Source organism: Alteromonas sp. ABH2_165 (genome assembly GCF_056159945.1).
On record NZ_JBSWWF010000001.1, the window covers coordinates 219,701 to 244,780 of the forward strand.

The 25,080-nt window shown below is 46.4% G+C and carries 25 protein-coding genes; 11 read left to right on the forward strand and 14 right to left on the reverse strand.

Translation table 11 applies throughout. The annotated features are described in order from the left end of the window. Positions 1 to 74 precede the first annotated feature (74 nt). The 3 genes from ACXAFQ_RS00870 (at position 75) to galU (ending at position 3,202) form a co-directional block, all read left to right on the forward strand. Positions 75 to 896: a glycosyltransferase gene (locus ACXAFQ_RS00870; protein ID WP_474817730.1), complete on the forward strand. Its 822-nt coding sequence runs from the start codon at positions 75 to 77 to the stop codon at positions 894 to 896. Next, positions 893 to 1,750, forward strand: a complete 858-nt coding sequence (locus ACXAFQ_RS00875) for a glycosyltransferase family 2 protein (protein WP_474817732.1) — start codon at positions 893 to 895, stop codon at positions 1,748 to 1,750. Before ACXAFQ_RS00870 ends, ACXAFQ_RS00875 begins: the two co-directional genes overlap by 4 nt. A 558-nt stretch (positions 1,751 to 2,308) precedes the next feature. After that, complete coding sequence (galU, locus tag ACXAFQ_RS00880) at positions 2,309 to 3,202, forward strand: UTP--glucose-1-phosphate uridylyltransferase GalU (RefSeq protein ID WP_474817733.1); 894 nt, start codon at positions 2,309 to 2,311, stop codon at positions 3,200 to 3,202. Between the two features lie 64 nt (positions 3,203 to 3,266). On the opposite strand, the gene ACXAFQ_RS00885 is transcribed toward galU, so the two are convergent. From ACXAFQ_RS00885 to queF, 7 genes are all read right to left on the reverse strand, one after another. Beyond that, positions 3,267 to 3,587 carry a ComEA family DNA-binding protein gene (locus ACXAFQ_RS00885; protein WP_474817734.1) on the reverse strand — a complete coding sequence of 107 codons (321 nt, stop codon included), beginning with the start codon at positions 3,585 to 3,587 and terminating at the stop codon, positions 3,267 to 3,269. A gap of 195 nt (positions 3,588 to 3,782) precedes the next feature. Further along, complete coding sequence (locus ACXAFQ_RS00890; protein WP_070127157.1) at positions 3,783 to 4,790, reverse strand: isocitrate dehydrogenase; 1,008 nt, start codon at positions 4,788 to 4,790, stop codon at positions 3,783 to 3,785. 225 nt (positions 4,791 to 5,015) lie between these two features. Beyond that, positions 5,016 to 6,635 carry an HDOD domain-containing protein gene (locus ACXAFQ_RS00895; RefSeq protein ID WP_474817735.1) on the reverse strand — a complete coding sequence of 540 codons (1,620 nt, stop codon included), beginning with the start codon at positions 6,633 to 6,635 and terminating at the stop codon, positions 5,016 to 5,018. Positions 6,636 to 6,645: 10 nt separating this feature from the next. Further along, entirely contained in the window at positions 6,646 to 7,020 is a 375-nt protein-coding gene (locus ACXAFQ_RS00900) for a DUF3192 domain-containing protein (protein WP_070127153.1), read from the reverse strand. 90 nt (positions 7,021 to 7,110) lie between these two features. Next, positions 7,111 to 8,469, reverse strand: coding sequence for a nucleotide 5'-monophosphate nucleosidase PpnN (ppnN, locus tag ACXAFQ_RS00905; RefSeq protein WP_474817736.1), 1,359 nt, complete (start codon positions 8,467 to 8,469; stop codon positions 7,111 to 7,113). A gap of 9 nt (positions 8,470 to 8,478) precedes the next feature. Then, positions 8,479 to 9,987, reverse strand: a complete 1,509-nt coding sequence (locus ACXAFQ_RS00910) for a GGDEF domain-containing protein (RefSeq protein WP_474817737.1) — start codon at positions 9,985 to 9,987, stop codon at positions 8,479 to 8,481. A 28-nt stretch (positions 9,988 to 10,015) separates the two neighbouring features. Continuing rightward, positions 10,016 to 10,855: an NADPH-dependent 7-cyano-7-deazaguanine reductase QueF gene (queF, locus tag ACXAFQ_RS00915; protein ID WP_474817738.1), complete on the reverse strand. Its 840-nt coding sequence runs from the start codon at positions 10,853 to 10,855 to the stop codon at positions 10,016 to 10,018. Between the two features lie 110 nt (positions 10,856 to 10,965). On the opposite strand from queF, the gene syd reads away from it, so the two are divergent. After that, entirely contained in the window at positions 10,966 to 11,514 is a 549-nt protein-coding gene (syd, locus tag ACXAFQ_RS00920) for a SecY-interacting protein (protein ID WP_474817739.1), read from the forward strand. Here syd and ACXAFQ_RS00925 read toward each other — a convergent pair whose 3' ends face one another. After that, the gene (locus ACXAFQ_RS00925; RefSeq protein ID WP_474817740.1) at positions 11,515 to 11,799 is read right to left on the reverse strand and encodes a hypothetical protein; all 285 of its coding nucleotides are present in this window, start codon (positions 11,797 to 11,799) and stop codon (positions 11,515 to 11,517) included. A 216-nt stretch (positions 11,800 to 12,015) separates the two neighbouring features. Between ACXAFQ_RS00925 and ACXAFQ_RS00930 the strand changes: the two genes are divergently transcribed. Further along, positions 12,016 to 12,375 carry a DUF3192 domain-containing protein gene (locus tag ACXAFQ_RS00930; protein WP_474817741.1) on the forward strand — a complete coding sequence of 120 codons (360 nt, stop codon included), beginning with the start codon at positions 12,016 to 12,018 and terminating at the stop codon, positions 12,373 to 12,375. 143 nt (positions 12,376 to 12,518) lie between these two features. Then, positions 12,519 to 13,166 (forward strand): GNAT family N-acetyltransferase, encoded by a 648-nt coding sequence (locus tag ACXAFQ_RS00935; RefSeq protein ID WP_474817742.1) that lies wholly within the window; start codon positions 12,519 to 12,521, stop codon positions 13,164 to 13,166. 4 nt (positions 13,167 to 13,170) lie between these two features. On the opposite strand, the gene ACXAFQ_RS00940 is transcribed toward ACXAFQ_RS00935, so the two are convergent. From ACXAFQ_RS00940 to ACXAFQ_RS00950, 3 genes are all read right to left on the reverse strand, one after another. Continuing rightward, positions 13,171 to 14,430, reverse strand: coding sequence for a DEAD/DEAH box helicase (locus ACXAFQ_RS00940; protein WP_474817743.1), 1,260 nt, complete (start codon positions 14,428 to 14,430; stop codon positions 13,171 to 13,173). Between the two features lie 901 nt (positions 14,431 to 15,331). Next, positions 15,332 to 15,634 carry a DUF3301 domain-containing protein gene (locus tag ACXAFQ_RS00945; protein ID WP_474817744.1) on the reverse strand — a complete coding sequence of 101 codons (303 nt, stop codon included), beginning with the start codon at positions 15,632 to 15,634 and terminating at the stop codon, positions 15,332 to 15,334. Between the two features lie 2 nt (positions 15,635 to 15,636). Next, the gene (locus ACXAFQ_RS00950; protein ID WP_474817745.1) at positions 15,637 to 16,689 is read right to left on the reverse strand and encodes a DUF3549 family protein; all 1,053 of its coding nucleotides are present in this window, start codon (positions 16,687 to 16,689) and stop codon (positions 15,637 to 15,639) included. Between the two features lie 150 nt (positions 16,690 to 16,839). Here ACXAFQ_RS00950 and ACXAFQ_RS00955 point away from each other — a divergent pair, with 150 nt between their 5' ends. Genes ACXAFQ_RS00955 through ACXAFQ_RS00965 form a run of 3 tightly spaced genes read left to right on the forward strand, consistent with a single transcriptional unit; the run spans position 16,840 to position 18,379 of the window. Then, positions 16,840 to 17,154, forward strand: coding sequence for a YqcC family protein (locus tag ACXAFQ_RS00955; protein ID WP_474817746.1), 315 nt, complete (start codon positions 16,840 to 16,842; stop codon positions 17,152 to 17,154). Continuing rightward, entirely contained in the window at positions 17,144 to 17,905 is a 762-nt protein-coding gene (locus ACXAFQ_RS00960; RefSeq protein ID WP_474817747.1) for a pseudouridine synthase, read from the forward strand. Before ACXAFQ_RS00955 ends, ACXAFQ_RS00960 begins: the two co-directional genes overlap by 11 nt. A gap of 21 nt (positions 17,906 to 17,926) precedes the next feature. Next, positions 17,927 to 18,379, forward strand: a complete 453-nt coding sequence (locus ACXAFQ_RS00965; RefSeq protein WP_070127129.1) for a flavodoxin domain-containing protein — start codon at positions 17,927 to 17,929, stop codon at positions 18,377 to 18,379. Positions 18,380 to 18,456: 77 nt separating this feature from the next. Here the strand turns inward: ACXAFQ_RS00965 and dapD are convergent, their stop codons facing one another. The 3 genes from dapD to map form a co-directional block, all read right to left on the reverse strand. Then, positions 18,457 to 19,281, reverse strand: a complete 825-nt coding sequence (dapD, locus tag ACXAFQ_RS00970; RefSeq protein ID WP_474817748.1) for a 2,3,4,5-tetrahydropyridine-2,6-dicarboxylate N-succinyltransferase — start codon at positions 19,279 to 19,281, stop codon at positions 18,457 to 18,459. After that, positions 19,278 to 21,929, reverse strand: coding sequence for a [protein-PII] uridylyltransferase (gene glnD, locus ACXAFQ_RS00975; protein WP_474817749.1), 2,652 nt, complete (start codon positions 21,927 to 21,929; stop codon positions 19,278 to 19,280). The genes dapD and glnD overlap by 4 nt, the downstream gene beginning before the upstream one ends. Before the next feature lie 185 nt (positions 21,930 to 22,114). Next, a complete protein-coding gene (gene map, locus ACXAFQ_RS00980; protein WP_474818388.1) occupies positions 22,115 to 22,978 on the reverse strand; it encodes a type I methionyl aminopeptidase in 864 nt (287 codons plus the stop codon). Positions 22,979 to 23,272: 294 nt separating this feature from the next. On the opposite strand from map, the gene rpsB reads away from it, so the two are divergent. Together rpsB and tsf are read left to right on the forward strand one after the other, a co-directional pair. Continuing rightward, positions 23,273 to 24,004 carry a 30S ribosomal protein S2 gene (gene rpsB / locus ACXAFQ_RS00985; RefSeq protein WP_070127124.1) on the forward strand — a complete coding sequence of 244 codons (732 nt, stop codon included), beginning with the start codon at positions 23,273 to 23,275 and terminating at the stop codon, positions 24,002 to 24,004. Between the two features lie 127 nt (positions 24,005 to 24,131). Beyond that, on the forward strand, positions 24,132 to 25,004 hold the full coding sequence (tsf, locus tag ACXAFQ_RS00990) for a translation elongation factor Ts (RefSeq protein WP_474817750.1): 873 nt from the start codon (positions 24,132 to 24,134) through the stop codon (positions 25,002 to 25,004). Positions 25,005 to 25,080: the final 76 nt, after the last annotated feature.

Genomic DNA, 25,080 nt, shown 5'->3' on the forward strand with positions numbered 1-25,080 from the left:
TTGCTTTGTCCAAAGCCAATACAACAATTATCCATCAAGGAGCGATCGCATCAAATGTAGAGTCGCTCGTTGCAATGGCCGTTTATCACAATGACTGTTTAGCATGGTTACAGCAAGCAGTTGATAGTGTGCTTTGCCAGTCTTATCAGTCGTTTATTTATCTCATTGTGATCGATGGCCCCGTCTCTGACGAGATTACCGCTTTCCTAAACGACACCGCAACAAACGACAGTCGCATTGTACTGGCCAAAAACGCCGAGAACGTCGGTTTAGCTGCGAGCATGAACTTTGCGATAGAGTGGGGGATGGCGTTAAGCCTGAACTATTTTTTTCGCATGGACGCCGATGACATATCCCTGCCGGAGCGCTTCGAAAAGCAAGTCTCCTTTCTGAATAATCACGAGAAAGTCGGCGTATTAGGCGCTGCATTAACGGAAATTAACGAGTCAGGTGAAAAGGTTGGCGCTCGTATTATGCCAGCCTCTCACGCGCAGATCGTGCGTGTATTACCCCGACGTTGTTCAATGAATCACCCAACCGTTGCATTCCGCTATGACGTTTTTCGTCAGGGATTTCGCTACGATGCCGAATTGAAGAATACACAGGATTACTTTTTGTGGATTCAACTCGCCAGTGAAGGCATCGTTTTTTGCAATCTCAAAGATCGACTGCTGGAGTTTCGTCGGGTAAACAATTTCTACAAACGCCGCGGACTCACAAAGTCGCTCAATGAATTCCGAGCGCGTTTATTTGCTATGCGCGCGTTACGGCGATTAACTCCCTGGAATCTGATTTATGCGTGTGGTGTTCTAACCATGCGGCTAATGCCGGCCAGAATAGTGAAAATGGCTTACCGAATGGATCGTAAAATGCTGGAAAAGCGGAATAAATCGTGAAACCCGGCATCGTTATTATACTTTTTCACCCCGACTTAACTCATCTCAACAAGGTGCTGTCGGGTATTGAAGCTGAGAATTTACCTGTCATTCTGGTAGACAATTCACCAGAACCCTTAGTCGAGACATTTTCTACTGAAATTACTTATCTTCACTTTCCGTCAAATATAGGTATCGCCGCCGCTCAGAACGCTGGGATTAAAGTGCTTATTGAGTATGGCTGTAGTCACATCGCGCTATTCGACCAAGATAGCGACATAACCTCAGCACTACTAATGGGTCTTTGCGACGGGTTTTCCAAAGCGCAAAAGAGTATGGAGAACATTGCCGCGGTGGGGCCACAAATCGTTTGTGAGTTTAATGGTGAAGCTGTTAGCCCTGCCATTCAGCGTGAGCGGAAAATCAGCGGAGATTTTGCTTCTGTTAAGCAGATTATAGCATCAGGCATGTTGCTAAATGCCGACATTTTTAAAAAGGTTGGTGAAAAAGAAGAGTCACTTTTTATCGACGGCGTGGATCATGAGTGGTGTTGGCGTGCTAGAGATAAGGGGTATCAGATTGTGAAGCTCCTGAATGTAAAAATGCTACATCGACAGGGAGATGGTCGAAGGAGAATTCTCGGTTTGACGTTCAAACGTGGCGCACCCATTCGCTTGTACTATCAAGCCAGGAATATTCTAATACTAAGCCGAAGAAATTACGTTCCACTTTATTGGAAATGTCGCAACCTTATGGGATTGCCAGTGCGTTGGCTAATCAATCGTTGGGTATTTGAACAAGGGAGAGTACGAGGCCGTTTCTTCCTCAAGGGGCTAAAAGATGGTGTCAAAGGCAAAACAGGTGCGTTAGATTAGTCATACAATCGTCATGATGCACTCGGTATACTAAAGGCCGCCGGGTGATAAATAAATGTTTAGAAAGACAATTTAGCGCTCTAAAAGATTAAGATGCTATCTTCAGCATAATTGCTGAACTTACTAAGCCGAAAGCGCGTAATTAATCTCTGTGAACAAGATAGTGTATTGTCAATACGATAGTCTTTACAGACACGACAGTTTCTGTAATCACATTTGAAATGCGTTGATGTTTTATCGATTGCCAACAGAACTCGGTTACATATAGAACATCATTGTTAGCGCACCAATATAGTGATTTTGCTTTGATTTGGTGCGTCGCACGCCCTGTATTTGGGAATATGCCCGTTTTTGGGACATTGTTAGGGAGAGAGTCTTTAGCAGTTTGCCCGGTTATCTTCAGCCAAAAGATATTGGCTGATTTATTGATTGGTTGTTACGGCATAAACCGTCAATCAAATTGCTTATGAAAGCAAAATTATTTTATGTCGAACTGCATGGCGGAATAAGGATTGCATTACGCCATGGGTCGAGGAATTTAGTAAAAGGACACTTAATATGAGTCAAGTGAAAAAAGCGGTTATCCCTGTTGCAGGTTTGGGTACAAGAATGCTACCAGCTACCAAGGCAATTCCTAAGGAAATGTTGCCGTTGGTTGACAAGCCGCTTATTCAATATGTTGTGAATGAGTGTGTAGCAGCCGGTGTTAAAGAAATCATTCTGGTAACGCACGCGAGTAAAAATAGTATTGAAAACCACTTCGATACTTCTTTTGAACTTGAAGCAACGCTTGAGAAACGTGTAAAGCGTCAGCTGCTTGAAGAAGTACAGTCTATTTGCCCGAAAGACGTAACCATCATGCACGTACGTCAAGGCCACGCAGCTGGTCTGGGTCACGCTGTTCTTTGTGCTCATCCGTTAGTGGGTGACGCGCCGTTTGCGGTAGTACTGCCTGACGTAGTTATCGACGACGTAGCAAGTAATCCGAAGAAAGATAACCTTGCTGATATGGTGGCTAAATTTAACACCAGTCGTGTGAGCCAGGTAATGGTTGAAAAAGTACCGCAGGAAGACATCACCAAATTTGGTATTGCAGATCTTGGGGGTGTGGATATCAAACCGGGTGAGTCGGCTAAGATTCACCAAATGGTAGAAAAACCAGAGCTTGAAGAAGCGCCTTCTGATCTGGCTGTTGTAGGTCGTTACGTGCTGTCTGAAAAAATCTGGGATTTGCTTGAGTTTACGCCTCCTGGTGCAGGCGGTGAAGTTCAACTTACCGATGCTATCGATTCATTGATGAAAATTGAACAGGTAGATGCATACTACATGAAAGGTAAGAGTCACGACTGCGGAAGCAAATTGGGCTATATGAAAGCAAACGTAGAATACGCACTACGTCACCCAGCTTTAGGTGACGAATTCAAGGAATACCTTGCTTCACTGAATGGCTAATAATTGTCAGCAGTAATAGAGAAAAAACAAAGCCCGCGCATGCGGGCTTTGTTTTATTTGCCACTTATTTAGGTACAACCTTTACCTTGTGACGCATCTTTTCAAGTAACTTCTCACCAATTCCGCGAACCTCTGTAAGTTGATCGACTTCGTGGAAATAGCCTTTTTCTGTACGGTAAGCAATAATCGCCTGAGCTTTACTCTTGCCAATACCGGGCAATGTCATGAGTTCTTCAACAGTTACCATATTGAGATCCATGGCGTCAGCCGCTGTGATGCCTGCCATCTCACTGGCGCTGGATTCAATCACTTCAGCTGCCGCCATTGAACTTCCAAATATCAGAGTAGCTAACGCTACCGCTGTTGCGAGTTTACGTTTATACATAATTCTTCATCCTTTTAAGTGGGTTGTACATCGTGTACGGATGTAGATTACGCATAAGGCTATGGCTTGGGTAGTCCAGTTTCAGGACAGTATTGTAGGAGGGCTGTATTGGGGAAGGAATATCGTGGAAGCAGTGAGTTAGCAGGCACAAAAAAGGCGGGATATTAAACCCGCCTTTCTTAATATCACTGTGTATTACAAACGTTCAAGTACCGCATCAGTAAACTCAGTAGTGCCAGCCTGACCACCGAGATCGCGGGTGGTGCGGTCACCGGTTTCAATAACCTCTTTTAATGCGCTACGAATTTTCTCCGCTTTATCACCCATGTTCAAGTATTCAAGCATCTGAATCGCGGCCAGAATCACTGAGGTGGGGTTTGCCAGGTTCTTACCGGCGATATCTGGTGCAGAGCCGTGAACCGCTTCGAAAATAGCACATTCCTTACCGATATTCGCTCCAGGGGCCATACCAAGGCCGCCTACTAAGCCGGCACACAAATCTGAAAGAATGTCACCGAACAGGTTGGTCGTAACAATCACATCAAACTGGTGTGGGTTCATTACCAGTTGCATACACGTGTTATCAACGATCATCTCGGTAGACTCGATGTCAGGATAGCGCTCACCAACTTCACGGGCTACTTTGAGGAACAAACCAGAGGTCGATTTCAGAATGTTCGCTTTGTGCACAGCCGTTACTTTTTTGCGGCCTTCACGACGGGCAAGCTCGTAGGCGAATTCTACGATTTGCTCGGCACCTTCGCGGGTGATTTTACTCTTCGCTTCGGCTTCCTGACCGTCGTCAGAAACTACCTGTCCCAGACCAGAATACATCCCCTGCGTATTTTCACGAACAGTGATAATGTCGATATCTTCGTATCGGGCTTTGGTGCCTTTGAACGACAGTACTGGACGAACGTTCGCATACAATTGAAATTGTTTACGCAGGCTCACGTTAATAGAAGTAAAGCCTTCGCCCACAGGCGTAGTCAATGGGCCTTTAAGCGCAACTTTGTTTTTCGCGATTAAGTCCAGTGTTTCCTGTGGCAGCAGCTCGCCATGGTTTTCAAGGGCTACCAGACCTGCATCTGCGTAATCATAAGCGAAGTTGCATCCCACTTTATCGAGAATTTTGATAGTGGCGTCAATGATGTCAGGACCAATGCCGTCGCCGCGAATGACTGTAATGCGTTGCTGAGTCATGTTGTGGAATCCTTTGGTAATTCTTGTTTATTAATTCGTTAGGTTGCCAGGCGTGATTTAAACAGCGACTTACGGCAGCGATAAAGGCCGTTGCTGTTTTTGCCAGAAATGCGCCAGGCTGATTTTTTCGAAACCAGCCTAAGATTTACTGTAGTATTTTATATGAAGAACGCGATGTGTAACAGGAAAGTCAAACTCACTCATCATAAGTTTGGTGAATGTTGGTTATGGCCGTTGAGTGTATGGTAACCAAAGTAGCGGGGATAACTGGCCTTGAATATCACCGATTAACTTATCGTTTAGCCCCAGCAATGCATAGCTTTGCTGTTGAAATTTAGATGAGGCACTATCAGGCGTTACGCCAAATAACCAGAGCCTGGCAAGCATTGTAGCGAGACTAATGATTGCCGTGTCGACTTTGAGTGCGCCAGGGATATCACGTAATTCGCGCCCACAGTGATTAATGATCCCTTGATAGAAAGGCGATTGCTGCCACTGCCTGGCCAACGCTGTAGACATTTCTGAAAACGATTGCGGTTCACTTTTCCATAGCGAATTTAAATTATAAAGCTGACGTTCAACCTTCGGCCAACGCTTCAAGGTTTTAAATCCGGCCACAGTGAATAGTGGGGCCGTCGAAAACGTTGCGATGAGCGCCATAGTTTGAGGTGTTTGTTTACTTTTGGTATGGGCAGTGAGCTCTGAAGCCACCGCAGCGGTCACTTCACTTAATCTGACAAAAACAGGCATGAGAGGGAAAAAACGTTGATGTAATCGTTGAGATAGCGCACGCAGGATGAGCATATCGGCTACCCGCGTCATTCCATAGGTTAACATAGCTTGCTTAACGTCTTTGACCGCAAGTTGCAAGCGGTTATCGGTACTGGCCGTTTCTTTTAAATAGGCTGCAAATACGGGAATATTCTCGATGCGACGGGCAAGAACGCTAATGTCTGCATTGCTGTCCTGTAACCCAGTAATGATGCTCCGCAGATCGGCGGGTAAACGACTTATCGGATACTGAAGAGGAAATAGCTGCCTGGTTGTCGGCTTAAATTCTTCATTGTATCTCGCAGCCAGCGTTTGCCAGCGATTTAACGTTAAAGTCGGCGTATCGGCTTTGACGAGTTTTTGACAGGGCGTTTCCACGACTTGATTGGTGTCTGTCAGCCACACGGCCGAGGTATTAAGAGACAGGCGATAAAGATAGTAGCCATCCCCGGCAGGCACATTAACGGCTGTGCCAGGAAGAATTCTACCGGGATAACTGACAAGCGTCCCTAAGTCGGCATGGAAAGCGCTGCTCAGCTTGCTGACGGCGGGCTGTATTTTTTCGGTAAATGCAGACGCCTTACTGTTGAGCGCACAAAACATGATAATCAACCATATTTGCTCGCGCGTGAGTTTATTTTCTTGAAGGTACCTTTCTGGCGTGGCACTGCTTGCCACTTTGGCTACTTTCAGTAATGACTGAATAATATCAAGTTGACGCTTTTGACAAAACTGATGAAAAGCCGCTAGCCGATTTCGCTCGGCATTCGCAAAGCTCATGGCCGCATAGGCGCCAGCAACAAAATGCTGTAAATAATGTTCATTAAACTGAAGGCGCAACCCCACGAAAGTCAGCAATGAACTGCATCGCAATGCCAAGCTGGGGGCGTGTGATTTGTCATCGATAAGAAAAGCGATGGCGAGTAAGCCATCGGGTGAATGCTTCCCCGACTGAAGAAGGTTGGTGGCTTGTTTCAATGACTGTTGTGTCAGAGAAAGATCGTCATCTGAAGCATTAAACAGTTTGGTAAGTTGAAGATCTGAAGCAAGAATCTTTTTTGTGGCAGGAAGCATGGTTTTGCAATCAGGATTTCAGGTAACTTTGATAGGCCCCTTCGCCCCAGGCAATCAATTGATCATTTTCAAATAACAAGGGTGTGCATTCATCCTGTGTAGTCAGGCCATCTGCACGAACATGTTGTGTGCGGTAAAACATGACCTGAATAGGGGTACCGGATTCCATTTTTGCTTCGGTAATATCTGGAGAGCCAAGCATAGCCCACACTTCTTGCTTCGTACTACCGAGTTTCAGCTTGGTGATCTGTACTTTGTTGTATTCTTCCCGATCCTGCCAGTCCATATCTTCAGGTTTGTCTGGATAAAAAGACATAACCATAAATACAAACAATGCATAGGCACCAATGCCGAGCAAAATCAGTTTAAAAACCTTGCTATTCATCCCTTTTCACTTTTTACTGCGAATTGCGATAAGTGTACATTAAAAGTGGCGCCTGAAGGAACGATAAAATCGTAACAAGGATTGACTGCACTATTTTTCAATGACATAGCAGGGAATATATTCACTTCCGGGCAATTTCATGCGCTGTTGTTGCACAAATGAACGCAGCAAATTGTCTATACGCGTCATCAGTTCCGGGTCGCCATTAAGGCGAAACGGCCCTTTTTCCTTGATTTGCGCGACGCCTTCTGCCTTTACGTTACCGGCTACAATACCTGAGAACGCCTTTCTTAGCGTCATAGCAATATCACCGACAGGTTGATCATTGTGTAATGCCAGTGCCGCCATTTTTTCGTGGGTGGGTTCAAACGGTGTCTGGAAAGCTTCGTCAATGCGTAGCGACCAGTTAAAGCTGAATGAGTCGCCCATAGCCCGACGGAAACTTTCGACTTTTGCTAAACCGGTTTTCAGAATTCGCGCCACTTCTTGTGGGTCATCAATCACAATTTGATATTTGTCCCGGGCTTCTTTTCCTAGGGTTGCACCAACAAATTCATCAATGGCCTCAAAATAAGGACGAGACTCTTCTGGCCCGGTTAATACGACGGGAAACGGATGCATCGCATTTCTTTCGTTCATCAAAATGCCAAGCAGATAAAGTAATTCTTCAGCCGTACCTACGCCACCGGGAAAAATCACAATGCCATGTGCAAAACGAACAAAGGCTTCGAGGCGCTTTTCAATGTCCGGCATAATAATGAGTTCATTGACGATAGCATTCGGTGGCTCGGCTGCAATAATACTGGGCTCGGAAATACCAATATAACGGCCTTTTTTATATCGCTGTTTGGCGTGGCCAATGGCAGCGCCTTTCATTGGCCCCTTCATTGCACCAGGCCCACAACCCGTGCAAATGTTCATTTCCCGAAGCCCAAGTTGATAGCCAACTTCCTTGGTGTATTTATATTCGTGGTGTTTGATGGAATGACCACCCCAACACACAATTGTATTTACATCGTCGTTGCCTTCCAGTGCCTGGGCATGACGCAGCATATCGAATACCATATCGGTGATAGCTGCACTTTCCGATGGGGCTTTCTGGTTCACGAAGGCATATTTATTACCCATGAACAAGATATCGCGAAGAACGGCAAAGATGTGTTCGTGCACGCCGCGCATCAACTGCCCATCAACAAAGGCCACTTCTGGCGGGTTGATCAATTCGATCTTCACGCCGCGTTCGCGACGTATGAGGCGGATGTCAAAATCATCGAAGGGGGCGAAAAGTAGTTCGGCGTCGTCTTCGTCGACACCGCTATTTAATACTGCCAGGCAACAGCGCTTGAATACACCAAATAGTTCGCTATTGGTAATGTCCTGAAGCTTACTTACTTCAACCTGTGAGAGTTGGCTTATCCATCCCACAGGGTTTAACTGTACTTTATTCATATCACAGTCCTATTCGACTACAACGCGATTTCTGCCACCTTTTTTGGCTTGATAAAGTAACTCGTCAGCACGGGCAAACATTGACTCCGGTAAGTCGTCCATTCGCAGGCATGTTCCCCCAAAGGAGGCGGTGATACTGACTTTTTCTTGTTTAAATTTAAACGGTAAGCGAGCGAGAGATTGTCTCATGTCGTCGAGCTTTTTCTCTAGTGCCGATACTTCTATAAAGGGTAGGAGCATAACAAACTCCTCGCCACCCCAACGCGAGATAAATTCATCACCGTGCAGGTGTTTTTTCAGATGATGACCCACTACCTGCAATGTTTTGTCACCAGCCTGATGGCCAAAACGGTCGTTGATTGACTTGAAAAAGTCGATATCGATAACTGCCAGCGAAAGTGCGCGATTATCTAATTTGGCTTCTTCATATTCGCGATTGAAACGTTCATTATAAGCCAGGCGATTCGGTAAGCGTGTGAGGGGATCGGTATGACTAAAGGCCGTCTGTTCTGCTAATTTACGTCGGTAGAGCTGTGCTTGGCGCTGCAAATTTTCCATTTGCGTTTGCATGGAATTAAACAGACTCATCAATGCTTGCTGCTCTTCATTGTCAGCCGCTTTTCGATCTGCTACTGCTGAAGAAATTGATGCGATGTGTGTCTTAGCCTGTTGTTTCAACAATTCTAGAGAGTCTGATTCCTGAACAGTCTGATCCATTTGATTTAGCTGCGAAGTGATATCCGCTGAACTCTTTTGACGTTTTTCAAAAGACTGTGAGGACGTCTCAATACTTGACTCGACTTTCTCCTGAATACCACCTAACGCAGTGTAAATCCGGTAAATCATGCGTCCGGAAAGGGTGGCTTCATGCATTGTTTCAGTGACTACCAGTCGAATAACCGTCAAACAGGTTTGCAATAAATCGTCTTCACTAAGCGGGCTATCAAGGCGCTTTTTAAGATCTTGTACTCGCGGCTCGTCAGGTTGTTTCTTCGCGTAGCTGTTAATTAACTGGCTAAGCTCGTTTTGAATTTCTTCAAATAAGGTCCCACTTTGACGCTTTTCGGTGCTTTGTTGAGTAGTTTTACTGTTATCAGCTGCTACAGATTGCGAAACATTCGAAAATAATCTGATGGCACGCAAACACAACGATTGAAGCTCAAACAAGTTATTTACAGGCATCTGAGCAGCACTAAGTACCAGCGCACATTGCTGCATTAACCCTTGGTCCTGTGCAAAGTTTTGCTGAAATTGCTTAATCGATTTTTCTAATTCTCGGATGGTGATTTGAGTGTGTTGCTTAACTGAGCTTTGTGCATGCTGAATATGTTTATTCAGCTTGTTAATACTCGCTGTGGCTAAGGTGTAATCAGGTTTGGTGGATAAATGCCCTCGCAAGACTTTGAGCTCGTTATCTGTCTCTGCAGACAATCCCTCATAGAAACTACTTAGCCTGACAATGAACTGGGCTAACGTTTCGTTATGCGTCTTGAGGGCTGTTAACTGTTTAGAATCCATGTTGAACCTTAAATTCTTCGCATTACAACTACTGACGCGCCGAGCGTACATTCTTGCCCGGCTGCTCGAAGTTAGAACGATATGGGTTGATGTCTAATCCGCCCCGGCGGGTGTAACGCGCATAAACGGTTAATTTTTCGGGTTTACAGTGGGTCATGATGTCATTGAAAATACGTTCGACACACTGTTCGTGAAATTCGTTATGCTGACGAAAACCAATCAAGTATTTCAGCAAGCTTTCCCGGTCGATTTGCTCGCCTTGATAAGCAATTTGAATGCTTGCCCAGTCAGGTTGACTGGTTATCAGACAGTTGGATTTTAGCAGATGGCTTACCAGCTTCTCCGAGACATTGTTCGCTGACGTTTGCAGTAAAGTGGCATTCGGTGAATAGCTGCCGATGGTCACATCTAAATCGTCAATAACGTCACCGTCAAACTCCGCCATCGATAAACTAGAGAATGCATTAGGTAGATAAAGCGTCACCGACACTGCCTCACCTGCACAATTGCTCAAATCAACTTCCAGACGTTCTTTCACTTGTTCTGTACTATCGAAGGCAGTTTGATTGAAACTGTTCAGATAAAGCTTGAATGATTTTGATTCGATGAGATTGCAGGAGGTAATTGGAACGCGACATTCCATAATCGCCACCTGTGGCTTACCTTTCGCATTAAGCCATGACAACTCGTACCCCGTCCAGATATCACAGCCATGAAAAGGCAGGCCATCAGCATTCAAGCTGATAGTGTCGCGACTCAGCGATCGAGGAACCCCTTGAAGTAACGCCGGGTTATACTGGCTTTCATATTCAACCGTTTTACCAAGTGTCAGATCAGAAGGCACCTGAAAACTAATTGGATTTGTCATAATGTGTACATCAACCTTAAAATCTCAGACGTAATGAGACCATAAAACCTGTCGACCGGGATATTTCCTGGTGCTACTCAGACACAAAGTTTAACGAAAAGGCCAAGTAAATGCCCGCTGAATTAGCACAATCTTTAGATTCTTTTTTTGAAAGCTGCGATCATCAGAGCAACGTAGACAGCTATTTTTCCATTGCGTACGAGCAAGATTGGCCATCACCGTGCTACCAGCAAACGGCTAAAGACGGGCAGTTCGTGTCCTGGCAACCCGTAAGGCAGCAAGATGAAAACACCTTCAAAGGGGTGGAGTCAGCGCTTGAAATTACTCTGAATGAAGAGTTCTGTTTGTTTTTCACCCGCTATTACAGTTTTCACTTGCCAGCGACAACTGCGCGAGGAGACTGCGAACTACTGCAGGTGTGCAGTGAAGAGGACTTTAAGCGACTGCAAGAGAACTTAATTGGCCACATAATGATGAAACAGCGTTTAGGGCAGAAAATCACCTTGTTTTTTGCCCTGACGGATGACGATGATTACCTGCTTTCTGTGGATAACGACACCGGAGAAGTGGTTCTGGAGCGAGTCGGGAAAGAGCCGCAGGAAGTGCTTGCGCCTTCTCTGGCAGCGTTCATCGAGCAGCTTTCTCCCCGGCAAGCTTAATCACACGTCGAGATTTGCCAGCCGCTGTTCAAGGATGACCATCGCGGCTTCCAGCTCGGCAACACGTTTTTCCAGTTTGATGACACGATCGTCGGCATTAGGCTCTGCGGGGTGCTCGGTTTGTTGACTACTGGCGTTAAAAAGCCTGATGGCGTTGATGGCATCGGTGACCGATACTTTAAACGGCGCTTTACTGCGTAGTAAGCCCACACTGGGTTGTAAACCTGATTTCTGCATCTGATGGCAAAGCAGGACGAGCTGCTGAGACTGATCGGCCGTCGACATAATTTGAATTCCATAGCAAAGCGATGTTTGAAAATGCGAGCCGTAGACATCACTCATGTCCACGTAGCTCAAACGACGAAATAATAGTGGAATGCGCTAAATGTTGATACGATTTTTTAAAGCTTAATTTAACAAGTACTTAATTATCATGGTGTTACTGGTTGGCCCAATAGTTGATTATGAAGTCGTTAAACCATCAAAAATAAAAGGATTATGATGAAAAGTTTCGTTCTGGCTATAGCATTGATTTCCCCGTTTGCCCTTTCTGGTTGTGTTATTTCTGTAGGGGGGGATGACGGTCATTACTCTTCAGATTGGGAAGACCGTGAATACAATAACCGGAAACACGTGGCGCAGTTGGAAAAAGGCATGACCTACGAATCTGTGGTGCGCAAGATGGGCGTTGCAGATTTCAGTGAAATGCATGAACAAAATGATCATGCTTATCGCGTGCTCTTTTACCGCACGCAACGAACAATGGATGATGGCGTAACTACCAAAGACGAGTGCACACCGTTGGTATTCAGAGATGGTGTGTTATCTGGATGGGGTGACGCGGCTTATCAGCAGATATAAAATTTCACCCTACCCAATTAATTCTCGTTAACTTTAGTTTAACATTTAGGGCTATTTTCTGTACAGTGACTAAACTAATAGCTATTAGTTTTTCAGGCGTCAGCAGTCCATACCGCCTGATCTCATTGTCAGGGGATCGCTTTATGAACACTGTACTTGATCAAGACGTGCGGGCAGAAAATGTCCGCGCCATTTTTCTTACTGCCGACAACCTTAAAGTGGCGGCTTCCATTCTATATAACGCATATTTCGACGATCCCTTATTCATGGATATTTTCCAGGCTGAGAAAGAAGGCTTTGAGGGACGATTAAGAGCGGCTATCAGAGAGGAGTTGGAAGCGTTTTGGGATGCGGAGCAACCCATGATTGGGCTGTTCGATGGCAGTCGCCTGTTAGCGGTAGCCTGTTTGACAAAGCCTAACCGTGATTTTTCCAGTGGGCGATTCTGGCATTGGCGTCTGAAGATGCTGCTGACTGCCGGATATTTCAGTACTAAAGCCATGGTAGAAAAAGAGGAAAAAATTCGCAGTGCCATGCCTGCCCAGCACTACCATATGGTTTCTTTTATTGCCGTCCATCCCGACCACCAACACCTTGGGTTAGGGCATATTTTAATGAGTGCCATCGACAGTATCGTAAACGAAGACAGAGAAAGCGAAGGCGTCGGCGTTTTTGTGAGTGTGCCGAAATACTTGGCTTTTTTTCGTAGCGGTTTCTATCAGCAAATCTCAACCATTACCGTTTCAGAGGTAACCGGAGAGATATTGTTTAAGCCGAAACCGCTGGCGTGAATCATTAACGGCGGCGACGTTTATTGTTTCGTGCTTTGCCGCTGTCACTTTTTCCTAGCGCTTGCGCCCGTAGTGCTTTCTTTGAAGGTTTACGAGATGAGTGACTTTCCTCAGTGGCGTTCATATCTGGTTCGAAGCCCGGTACCCACTGAGATGAAAAATGTTGCTTCGTGAGCTTTTCTACCTCTTTGAGCAAGTACTTTTCTTTCGTTGATACCAACGAAATCGCCACCCCTTCCTTACCTGCGCGCCCGGTTCTACCAATACGATGTACATAGTCTTCAGCGTTGTAGGGCAATTCGAAATTGATCACGTGCCCCAATTGCTGAATGTCGAGCCCGCGCGCTGCCACATCAGTGGCCACCAGAGTGCGCACATCACCCAGCTTAAATTCTTCAAGGCCTCTTTCACGGGCTCCCTGGGATTTGTCTCCGTGCACAGCCACCGCACTGATGCCATCTTTTACCAGTTCTTTAGCCAGTTCATCGGCACCTTGTTTTGTACGAGTGAAAATCAGTACTTGTTGCCAATTTCCCGAGCCAATCAGATAAGCCGTTAATGCCGCTTTGCGCTTAGCATCCACTTCGTAAATGCGCTGTTCGACCTTTTCCACCGTTGTATTGCGCGCTGTCACTTCAATAAGTTTAGGATTGTTCAGCAGTGTTTTGCTTAATGTAAAAACGTCATCGTTAAATGTAGCGGAAAAGAAAAGCGTCTGATGGTGAGCCGGTAGGCGTTTGAGGATCCGATTAATATCAGTAATAAACCCCATATCCAGCATGCGATCAGCTTCATCAAGCACCAGCGTATCGATAGTTGTCGGATCGATAAGTTCTTTGATGGCTAGTTCCAGAAATCGCCCGGGCGTTGCCACCAGAACATCACACCCTTGCTCTAGCGCCTGAAGTTGTGGGTTGATGCTGGCACCGCCGTAAGCAACCACCGTGTTTACTGATAACCCTTCACTGTACTTCACAAAGCTCTGATAAACCTGTTGGGCGAGTTCCCTCGTTGGCGTGAGCACCAGTACGCGAATGGGTTTTTCAGAAGATGCTGTGATGTCGGCTGTTTCTATAACACGTTGAATCAATGGTAGGGCGAAAGCGGCGGTCTTCCCTGTGCCGGTTTGGGCGCCTGCCATCACATCCTGATTCGCGAGGATCTCTGGGATCGATGCAGCTTGAATAGGCGTCGGATTGGCATAACCGAGGGAATGTAACGTTGCTAATAAGGTGGGATTGAGTCCAAGGGAAGAAAAGCTCATGAAAGGTACCGACCGCTATAAATGAATCCGGTGGATTCTATCATCGATTAGGAATTTAAGTCTAAATACATACACTGTTCACATATTTAATACGCTACGACAAGCAGTTCTGCGTAAAGTTGCCCGAAAATGTGAACACTCATCCTTTTTCTCTCGCTATTCGTCGTGTAAACATCACCCAAAAGTTTGTAAGACATGTCTTACAAACGTGTAAGATTTTGAAAGTATTTTTATGACGTTTTTATTAGACCAAAGTATAAAGTCTATGTTTTTGTTAGACTTTTTGCTAATACTGATTATTACAGTTCGGTGACGACGTATTTTTTTGAAAAAAGCATGTAGCACAGATCTTTAGGATCAGTAGTATTAATCACGTCACAGGGAAACACGACGAGTCAGGAAGATTCTCACGGATGAACTTTTGACAACCGATGGAACGGAATACCAACATAGGATGTGTTGGTTTCAGGGACAAAGGAAAAGGGATTACGGCCAGGGTGGCCGCAGGGACAACTTCAAGGAATGAAGAATACCACAGGATCGTGGTTCTAAGGAAAAGGACTGTGCAAGGCTTGCACATAAAGGACAACTCCACGGAATGGAGAATACCACTGCAAGGATGAGTGGTAAAAAAGGAAAGATGGAAAGGAATAGCAGCCGGAGCGTTGCGAGGGAAAAACTCAAGGACGGGTAGTGCTACATAGTGGATGTGTAGTGGTTAAAGGATCAAAGGAAAAGGGACCCGCTCAAGGATTGGGTGGCCTGCACAGGATTTGCAGGAAAAAATGGAAAGGGGCGGAAACGGATTTTTATCTGGACGGTGAAAATTGCTACGGATAGCAGAGATGGACGCTCAAAATTCAGAAAAAGCGATAGCCCCGAGGCTATCGCTTTTTTTGTATTAAACCCGATAAGGCGGCAGTTGCGTGCGGAGTATTCGCTTACCAACTAATTCTATTTCTCCGGTATATCTGTCTTCCCCGTTGCCTGAAAACTCGAACAGAAAACGAGAATGCCAATCCGGCTTCGCATATTTGAAGGTGATACGCGTCGAAGTGCGAGCAAGGGTTAGCAGTTGGAGTTGATGGCTATCGCAATATCTATTGGCATGTTCAAATGCCGCTTCAGAAATGCTTCGAATACGCCAGAACTGAAATCCGGCGAAACCTATAAGTAAAAATAAACAAAGTTCGGCAAGTGTCATAACTATTGCTTCTGAGTCTGATTAAACAGGCGACCAAACGCGACGGCCAAAATCTCGCTGCGATCCGGTGAACGCAACATACTCAGCACCTGTAATCTGAGAACGGGCAGTTGTACCAAGTCAGAGAAGAACCCGGCAAACAGTTGACCTTGCATCGCCTCTTTATCATCAATAAATGCGGCACGTTCAAAAAACGCGACCAGCAAGGATTCGTCCAGTTGGCTGTAGAGTCTGCCTGCAATAACGCTGAGCAAATGCATATCAGCCGAGTCCTTTGCTAATAGGTTTGCAAGTAGTGCTTTTGTCTGAGGTTCTGGCGTTTCGCTTGATAAAGCGCGTAGTGCCGCTAAACCGACTGCGGGTTCGCTGTCTATGCGTTCCTGACATAAGTTTGCAATGGCATTTTTCAGCGCATTATATAACGCTACCGGTTCAGCGGATTCAAACAGGGTTTTGAGAAAATCCTGTTGATATAACTTCAAGTTGTCTGCAACAGTTTTAGCGAGCGCTGGCGCTTCAAGCTTTACTGCAAAATCTGCCACAGCCTGCACAGATAATTCGCGCCAGTCACTGATAACCGGTGCTTTTACGTATTGCTCAACCTTATCGGTACCGACGCTGTCTGGCAGATGAAGCAAACGACGAGTTAGCGCATTGAAGATTGCCATTTGAGACTGGGGTGGTACAAAAGAGTATGGGTTGTCAGGCAGTTCGTCCTGGCCATCTTCGCTCAGGCTGTTACCCAGAGCGTCGACAATGATTTGCAAAAAATGGTTACGAGCCGTGACTACAAGCAAGCCTCGCTCATCCACTGGAAACTTTACAAACCAAACATAATGCTGTTTTACCGGCTTACCAGACCAGAAAACAATCGCGAACCAAGCATGTTGCTGTCGTGGGCGGGGGCAGGGGAGCATGCCGTTTTCCAGGTCGAGAAACATTTGGGTATCCATAGCATGCACACCTCGACCCAAATCAAACAATTGAAAGTTTGTGCCAGCATGCAGCAAAAACTCACTGAGTGTCTGAATTGACTGTGCTGATGGGTTTGCCATGGTACTTCTCTCCGCCAGAATAAATAAAGCCGCTATGATAGCGATGCACACGGCCTTTTACTACCGCAATTATGGTCGTGTATACTGTCGCCTTTTGCACAGCAGGCGCTAAAAATACACGCTTGCAGACAGCATACAGAGCAATGGTTAATGTCGATAAAGTACGAGCAGGTTGCGGTACTGCTAAATGAACTGGAGTTGGGGCTTAAAGCTGCCGAACTCTGGTCGCAGGTATCGCCTCATCCTGACAAGCTAAAAAGCACCCAACCCTTCGCCCGGGATACACTCGATTTTGAACAATGGCTTCAGTTTATCTTTATTCCACAGTTTCAATTGATCATTGAGCAGCAAAAGCCGTTACCTGAGAGTATGGCGATTCTGCCCATGGCACAAATGAGTTTACCCGGCGAAATGCCGATACACCTGGTTTTGCAGCAACTGGATGAGGTAGTCAGTGGAAAATGAATTAATCCGCAACGATGATGTGTCGGTTTTGTATCAGGATGACTACATTGTTGCTATGGATAAACCGCCAGGGTTGTTGGTGCATCGTAGCCCTATCGATAAAAGAGAAACCGAATTTGCGGTGCAAAAGCTGCGTGATGCAGTGGGCAAACATGTATTTCCTGTACATCGATTAGATCGTCCCACCTCTGGCGTACTCCTATTCGCCTTTGATGGACAAACTGCGAGTCAGCTTGGACAAGCGATGATGGGAAAAAGGTTTGTTAAAGGTTATCAGGCACTTACTCGCGGCTGGGTGCAGGGGAGTGGATTAATTGATTACGCGCTGACCTTTAAGCGAGACAAGTTTGCTGATGCCCATCGCGTGCAGGAAGTAGCCCCTCAACATGCGGTGACAGAATACAGCGTAATGAAAAAATACAGTCTGCCGTTTGCCGTGGGGCGATATGAAAGTGCACGATATTCGCTAGTTTCCCTGCGACCTTTTACAGGCCGTAAGCATCAATTACGTCGTCACCTGGTACACCTAAGAAATCCGATCCTTGGCGATACCACCCACGGTGATGGTACGCAGAATAAATTTATCCGAGACAGGTTTGGTTTTAACCAATTAGCCCTCACCTGTACATTAATGCAATTTATCCATCCGATTACCGGTGAATCGGTGTCAATTGAGACAACTCCGCATAAGGCGTTTGCGGCACTACTCGAAAATATTGAACAGTACCGGCTGGATGATCACATCAATTAAAGTGAAGAGTAAAAGTTAACTATGACAGCATTAACTATTTTAGTCGGCAGCGTGTACGGTAATTCACAACACGCAGCAGAAACGGTAGCGGAAAAACTTAGCGCTGAAGGTATAGAATGCGATGTGAACAGCGATCCTCAGGTATCTGATGTGACCGATGCACAAGCGTTACTGGTAATAACGTCGACGACCGGGCAGGGGGATGTGCCGCCAAACTTGGAATTTCTGTTTTCCGATTTGAAAGATCAGTTCCCGCAATTAAACAGAAAACCTTTCGCTGTGATTGGCTTAGGTGATAGCAGCTATGTCGATTCATATTGTGCGGGTGGAAAGCAGTGGTTTGAATTGCTAACTGAACTGCAGGGTAAGCCGGTAGCGGATATGTTGGAAGTGGATGCTATCGAGCATTTTGAACCGGAAAAGCCTGTGGTTGAGTTCGTAGAGTCGATCAAAAACGATCTTATTTCTGCATAAAGTATCGAACTCCTTTTTCGTTTAATACAAAAAAGGCGCTGACCCTTGCGGGTAGCGCCTTTTTATTTATGAAAAACTTATTCTACGCCGCGCAGCAGAGCGTTAATACCCACTTTTGCACGGGTTTTTGCATCTACTTTCTTCACGATGATAGCAGCGTACAGGCTATGAGAGGCGTCTTTGCTTGGCAATGAGCCAGAAACAACCACGGAGCCTGCAGGTACACGGCCGTAAGTGATTTCGCCGGTTTCACGGTCATAAATACGGGTGCTTTGAGAAATGTAAACGCCCATTGAAATTACCGCGCCTTCTTCAACAATTACACCTTCCACGATTTCAGAGCGTGCGCCGATGAAGCAGTTGTCTTCGATGATGGTTGGATTGGCCTGCAGTGGCTCCAATACACCACCGATGCCCACGCCACCAGACAGGTGAACGTTTTTACCAATTTGCGCACATGAGCCAACCGTCGCCCAGGTATCAACCATGGTGCCTTCGTCTACGAATGCGCCAATGTTTACGTAAGATGGCATAACTACCACATTCTTACCAACGAAAGAACCCGTACGAACAGCCGCTGGTGGAACGATACGCACGCCTTCAGCTGCGAATTGCTCAGCAGTGTAATCTGTGTATTTCAGAGGGACTTTATCGAAGAACTTAGATTCAGCACCATCGATGATGTCATTGTTGTGAAGACGGAAGTACAACAGTACCGCCTTTTTCAGCCACTGATGAACTACCCACTCTCCGGCGATTTTCTCAGCCACACGCGCTTTGCCGCTATTCAGTAAAGCAATGGCGTCGGCTACGGCCTGGCGTACTTCGTCTGGCGCTGAAGAAGGTGACAGGCTGTCGCGATTTTCAAAGGCTTCTTCAATGATAGTTTTCAATTCAGTCATGATATGTTGATGTCTTCAAGTTGATCGAGTTTAAACAGGATCTGCTTTTTGAGGGCAGTCTGTTGCTCAGGGGTTAACGATTTGCCAGCATCGTTGCTGACAATAAATATATCCTCGGCGCGTTCACCGATGGTGGCAATCTTTGCCAATTTAAGTACGACATTCCTGTCAACGAAGGCATGGCCAATTTTAGCCAGAATACCCGGCGCGTCCAGTGCTTCCAGTTCAATCAATGTGCTTTCTTCATTAAGGGTGAAGAAGCGAATTTTGGTCGGCACGTCCAACTGGCGTAACTGACGGGATAGCTTACGCTTGTTGTCGTGTGCTCTGCCTGGCTTTTCCAACTGGTCGAGGATAGCCTTTTCCAGACTGAGCGTACGGTTTTCGCCACTCAATCGGGAACCGTCGTTTTCCAATACCAGAATGCTGTCGAATACGTAGCCGTCACGGGTAATGGTGATGTGTGCATCGTGTATGGAGCAGTTGCGGCTGTCGAGCACCGATGCTACCTGGGCAAATAGCGCTTTACGGTCACGGCCATAAATCAGGATTTCGGTGCCGCCTTTGGCGCTGTTGTCATTCGCCTTCACCACCAGGGCATTGGCATCATCCCGCAGTTCTGATTTCTCTGCGGTGAGGATCACCTGGGAGTGCCAGGCTATTTGCGCGGGTTTGAAACGAACGAAATAATCATCATCCATCCGGCTCCACAGACTCTCAATGTCTTGTTCAGCGATACCCTGAGATTCCAGGATAATCCGCGCAGTATGCTTATGCTCTTTTACCCGATCATCAAGGGTAACCTGACACTGCAAGCCATTGTCTAAGGCTTTTTGGGTCATCAGGTAGAGTTCCCGCAGGAGCGACGACTTCCAGTCATTCCACAAGTTATCGTTAGTGGCGCGAATATCGGCGAGGGTCAGCACATACAACAGATTTAGGTGCGTATGACTTCGCACAGCAGTAGCAAATTCGCTGATCACTTCAGGATCATAAATGTCCCGGCGTTGGGCTACCACCGACATGAGCAAGTGGTTTTCCACCAACCATGCCACCAGGTCCGCATCTCGAGCATCAATACCATGAAGCAAGGCAAACGTAGCAACGTCTTCGGCACCCAGTTCAGAGTGATCACCACCACGACCTTTAGCAATATCATGGAACACTGCCGCCAGATAGATGATCTCAGGATGATCTAAATTTCGTACGATGCGACCACAGCGAGGAAACTCGATATTCTGTGGTTGGAAATAGCGATTCACGTTTTTCACTACACGGTGGGTATGTTCGTCCACAGTGTAAGCATGGAACAAATCGAACTGCATCATGCCGACAATTTTGTCCCACTCTGGCAGGTACGACTCAAGAATGCCGTACTCGTGCATAATATCCCAGCCGAAATCAAAGAAATGGGGATGACGGAACAAATCCATCAATTTGCCACGACAGGCTTCCCGTTCAACGTAATATTGATTTTCAAACTTACGGCGGGCGTTACGTAACTGACGAATGGTATCCGTGTCGAGCCCTTTAACATCTGGGGTATCAGCAATAACCTTCAGGAAATCGAGTACCGCTTCCGGACTATCGAAAACGTTGCTGCGGGTGGGGGAAATCATGCCATCAAGCAGGTGGAAGTCGGCATTAACTGGCACGTCGTTTTGTACGCTTTGATTCAGCATATCGTAGCGGAAGCGCTGCAGCAGCATTTTATTCAGTTCACTGACCCGACGAATCACGCGGAAGAAGTCGCGCATCATTTTCTCAACTGACGCTTTTCCATCGCGACCATAACCGAGTTTCTCGGCAACGTCAGGCTGGTAATCAAACAATAAACGGTTTTCACTGCGACCAGCAATTAAATGCAGGGCAAACCGCATGCGCCACAAATGCATTCGGCAACTAATGAGTTCACTATGCTCTTCTGGGGCAAAATAACCGTGACCCACCAGGTCGAAGCCATCAGAGACTTTGAAGTGTTTCTTCGCCACCCAGCCAATAGACTGGATATCACGCAAACACCCCGGATTTTCTTTAATGTTCGGCTCAAGGTTGTAAGAGGTGCCATTGAACTTGGCGTGACGGGTTAACTGTTCTTCGTACTTCGCCTTAAAGAATTCTTTTGAGGAGAGGGCACGACGGCCATTAAGCTTTTCCCACAACGTTTCGAATACACTGGCATCACCCGTCAGTAAACGACTTTCAACCAGATTGGTTGCAATGGTAATGTCTTCTTTCGCCAGCGAAAGCGTGTCTTTGACGGTGCGAACAGACTGTCCTACATCCAGTTTGATGTCCCACAGCAGGGTAATGAACTGGCTTATTTTTTCTTGTGCTGGCTGCTTCAGCGATTTGTGGCTGACAATGAGTAAGTCAATGTCTGAGTATGGCTGTAAGTGACCGCGACCGTAGCCACCCACTGCACACAGCGCTAACCCACTCACGGCATCCAGTCCCATGAGTTGCCAGATACGCGCCAACAGCGCATCGATAAATTTTGCGCGCCCTGTGACAAGCTCGTCTACCGGCGTGTTATCAAATGCGCTTTCCAGCCATTCGCCGGAGGCAGTAATGCTAGCCTTTATTCCCGCGATATCATCGGCTGAGGTGATGTTTTCTGCCTGATCGATCAGTGTCTGTAAGCTCAAAATATGCCTTTACCTACTTCTGGAAGGAAAAAATCTGGCGAACAATAACACGAATCAGTGGCTTTGCGCAGTATGCAAAAGTGATGAAAACGCGCTAATTAGCGAATAAGTAGACGAAAAAGTTATAAAAGGCAGGAAGATGGACGGACAAAGAGGGTGTCCGTCCTAATCTATTAGTTAACTACTTAACTATGGCTGATCACGCGAGGCAGCGTTTCTTCATCACGCAGAGTGAGGATTTCAACACCGTCTTCTGTCATCAGTAACGTGTGCTCCCATTGGGCACTGAGGCTGCGGTCTTTGGTGACCACAGTCCATTGGTCTGGCAGTACTTTGGAGTAGCGCTTACCGGCATTCACCATGGGCTCAATGGTAAAACACATGCCAGGCAGCAATTCGTCGCCTGTGCCAGGCTTGCCATAGTGCACGATTTGCGGTTCTTCATGGAAGCCCGCACCAATGCCATGCCCACAATATTCGCGAACGATGGAATAGTTGTGTGATTCGGCATGCGTCTGACAAATATGGCCGATGTCGCCTAAACGCATACCTGGCTTAACAGCTTTAATGGCTTCATATAAACATTCTTGCGTTACTCGCACCAGACGTTCAGCGAGTATGCTTGGCTTACCCACGATAAACATTTTCGAGGTGTCGCCGTGGTACCCATCTTTAATTACCGTCACGTCGATATTGACAATATCGCCGTCTTTGAGTTTCTTGTCTGACGGAATGCCATGACAGATACAGTGATTAACCGACGTACAAATCGACTTTGGAAACGGTGGATGACCATAATTCAGCGGTGCTGGAATCGCGTTTTGTTCATTAACGATATAGTCATGACAAAGCGTATTAAGCTCGTCAGTGGTTACACCTTTTTTCACATGCGGCGTAATCATAGTCAAAACGTCGGCGGCGAGTTTTCCGGCGACGCGCATTTTTTCAATTTCTTCAGCGGTTTTGATGATAGCTGCCACTGTACCCTCGATAACTGGTTTTAATAAATAAACTGATGCATCGATTTTCCTGCGATAATACGCAGTAATGAATGATAAAGATGCATGATTACAACAATGGTAACCGCTGTAGCCACGGCTGTATAGTCAGGTGAGGCGAGTGCGCGAAAACTTGAGTGCGCCGGTGCTTTGTGGTATAAAGCGCCCGCGTTTCGAAAGACTCATTAAATTTAGCCATTTTTTAAGCCACCGTAAACGTAAATAAACTTTTTAAATAACACACATATACCGACACTGACATCGGGGTGTCTGCTAAGTCTTAATGGCTTAAATGCGGATCGATGGAAGGGGTATATGGAGGCCTAACCCCAAGAGGAAAATATCATGGCAAACGTATCAATGCGTGACATGCTGAAAGCCGGTGTGCATTTCGGTCACCAAACTCGCTATTGGAACCCAAAGATGAAGCCTTTCATCTTCGGTGCTCGTAACAAAGTTCACATCATCAACCTGGAAAAAACAGTACCTCTGTTTAACGAAGCTATGAACTACCTGTCAGGTGTTGCTTCTAAGAAAGGTAAAATCCTTTTCGTAGGTACTAAGCGCGCAGCTGGCGAAGCAGTTAAAGATGCTGCTGCTAAGTGCGACCAGTTCTATGTGAACAAGCGTTGGTTGGGCGGTATGCTGACTAACTGGAAAACAGTTCGTCAGTCAATCAAGCGTCTGAAAGATCTTGAGCAACAGTCTCAAGACGGTACTTTCGAGAAGCTGACCAAGAAAGAAGCACTGATGTTGCAACGTGAAATGGACAAGCTGGAAAGCAGCCTGGGCGGTATCAAAGACATGGGCGGTCTGCCTGACGTGATCTTTGTAATCGACGCCGATCACGAGCACATCGCAATTACTGAAGCACGTAACCTGGGTATCCCTGTAGTTGGTGTTGTAGATACTAACTCTAACCCTGACGGTGTTGATTTCATCATCCCTGGTAACGATGACGCGATCCGTGCGGTTCAGCTGTATCTTGATGCAGCTGCTGACGCAGTAAACAAAGGTCGCGAAAGCAACCTTGAAGTTCAGGCTGAACAAGACGACTTCGTAGAAGCGGCTGAGTAATCAGATCTGATGGGTGACAGTGGTTATGGCACTGACATGCCACTGTCATCAAAAATAACGAATATCTGAAGAGGGGCATACATCGCCCCTTTTACCTTATTAATGTTTAATGCTGAGGAATTGAAAAATGGCAGTGACTGCAGCACTTGTTAAAGAACTGCGTGAGCGTACCGGCGCAGGTATGATGGATTGTAAAAAAGCGCTGGTTGAGACCGATGGTGACATCGAACTGGCCATCGAAAACATGCGTAAGTCTGGTCAGGCTAAAGCCGCTAAGAAAGCTGGCCGTATCGCCGCTGAAGGTGTAATCCTGACTCAGGTTGAAGGCAACCGCGCAACCATGATGGAAGTTAACTGTGAAACTGACTTCGTTGCTCGTGACGAAGGTTTCCTGGGCTTCGGTAACAAAATTCTGGCCGTTGCACACGCTGGCAACATCAACTCTGTAGAAGAGCTGAACGAAGCTGAACTAGACGGCGCGAAAGTAATCGAAGTACGTGACGCACTAGTTGCTAAAATCGGTGAAAACATCTCTCCTCGTCGCGTTATCAACGTTGAAGGCGACAACTTAGGTGCCTACGTGCACGGCGGTCGTATCGGCGTAATCGCTATCTTAAACGGTGGCGACGAAGAACTGGCTAAAGACGTAGCAATGCACGTTGCAGCGGCAAGCCCTCAGTTCGTTAAGCCTGACGACGTTCCAGCTGAAGTTGTAGAAAAAGAGAAAGAAATCCAGGTAGAGCTGGCTATCCAGTCTGGTAAGCCTGCTGATATCGCTGAGAAAATGGTTGCTGGCCGTATGAAGAAATTCACCGGCGAAATCAGCCTGACAGGTCAGCCTTTCGTTAAAGATCCTTCAGTTTCTGTTGGCGAACTGCTGAAGAGCAAAGGCGCTGACGTTGTTAACTTCATCCGTTTTGAAGTGGGTGAAGGTATCGAGAAGAAATCTGAAGACTTCGCAGCAGAAGTTGCGGCGCAAATGGAAGCAGCGAAGAAATAATTCTGCGTTTCGCTTTTTCATTCGGCCAATGTCGGATACACTACAGAGCACCTCTTCGGGGGTGCTTTTTTATGAG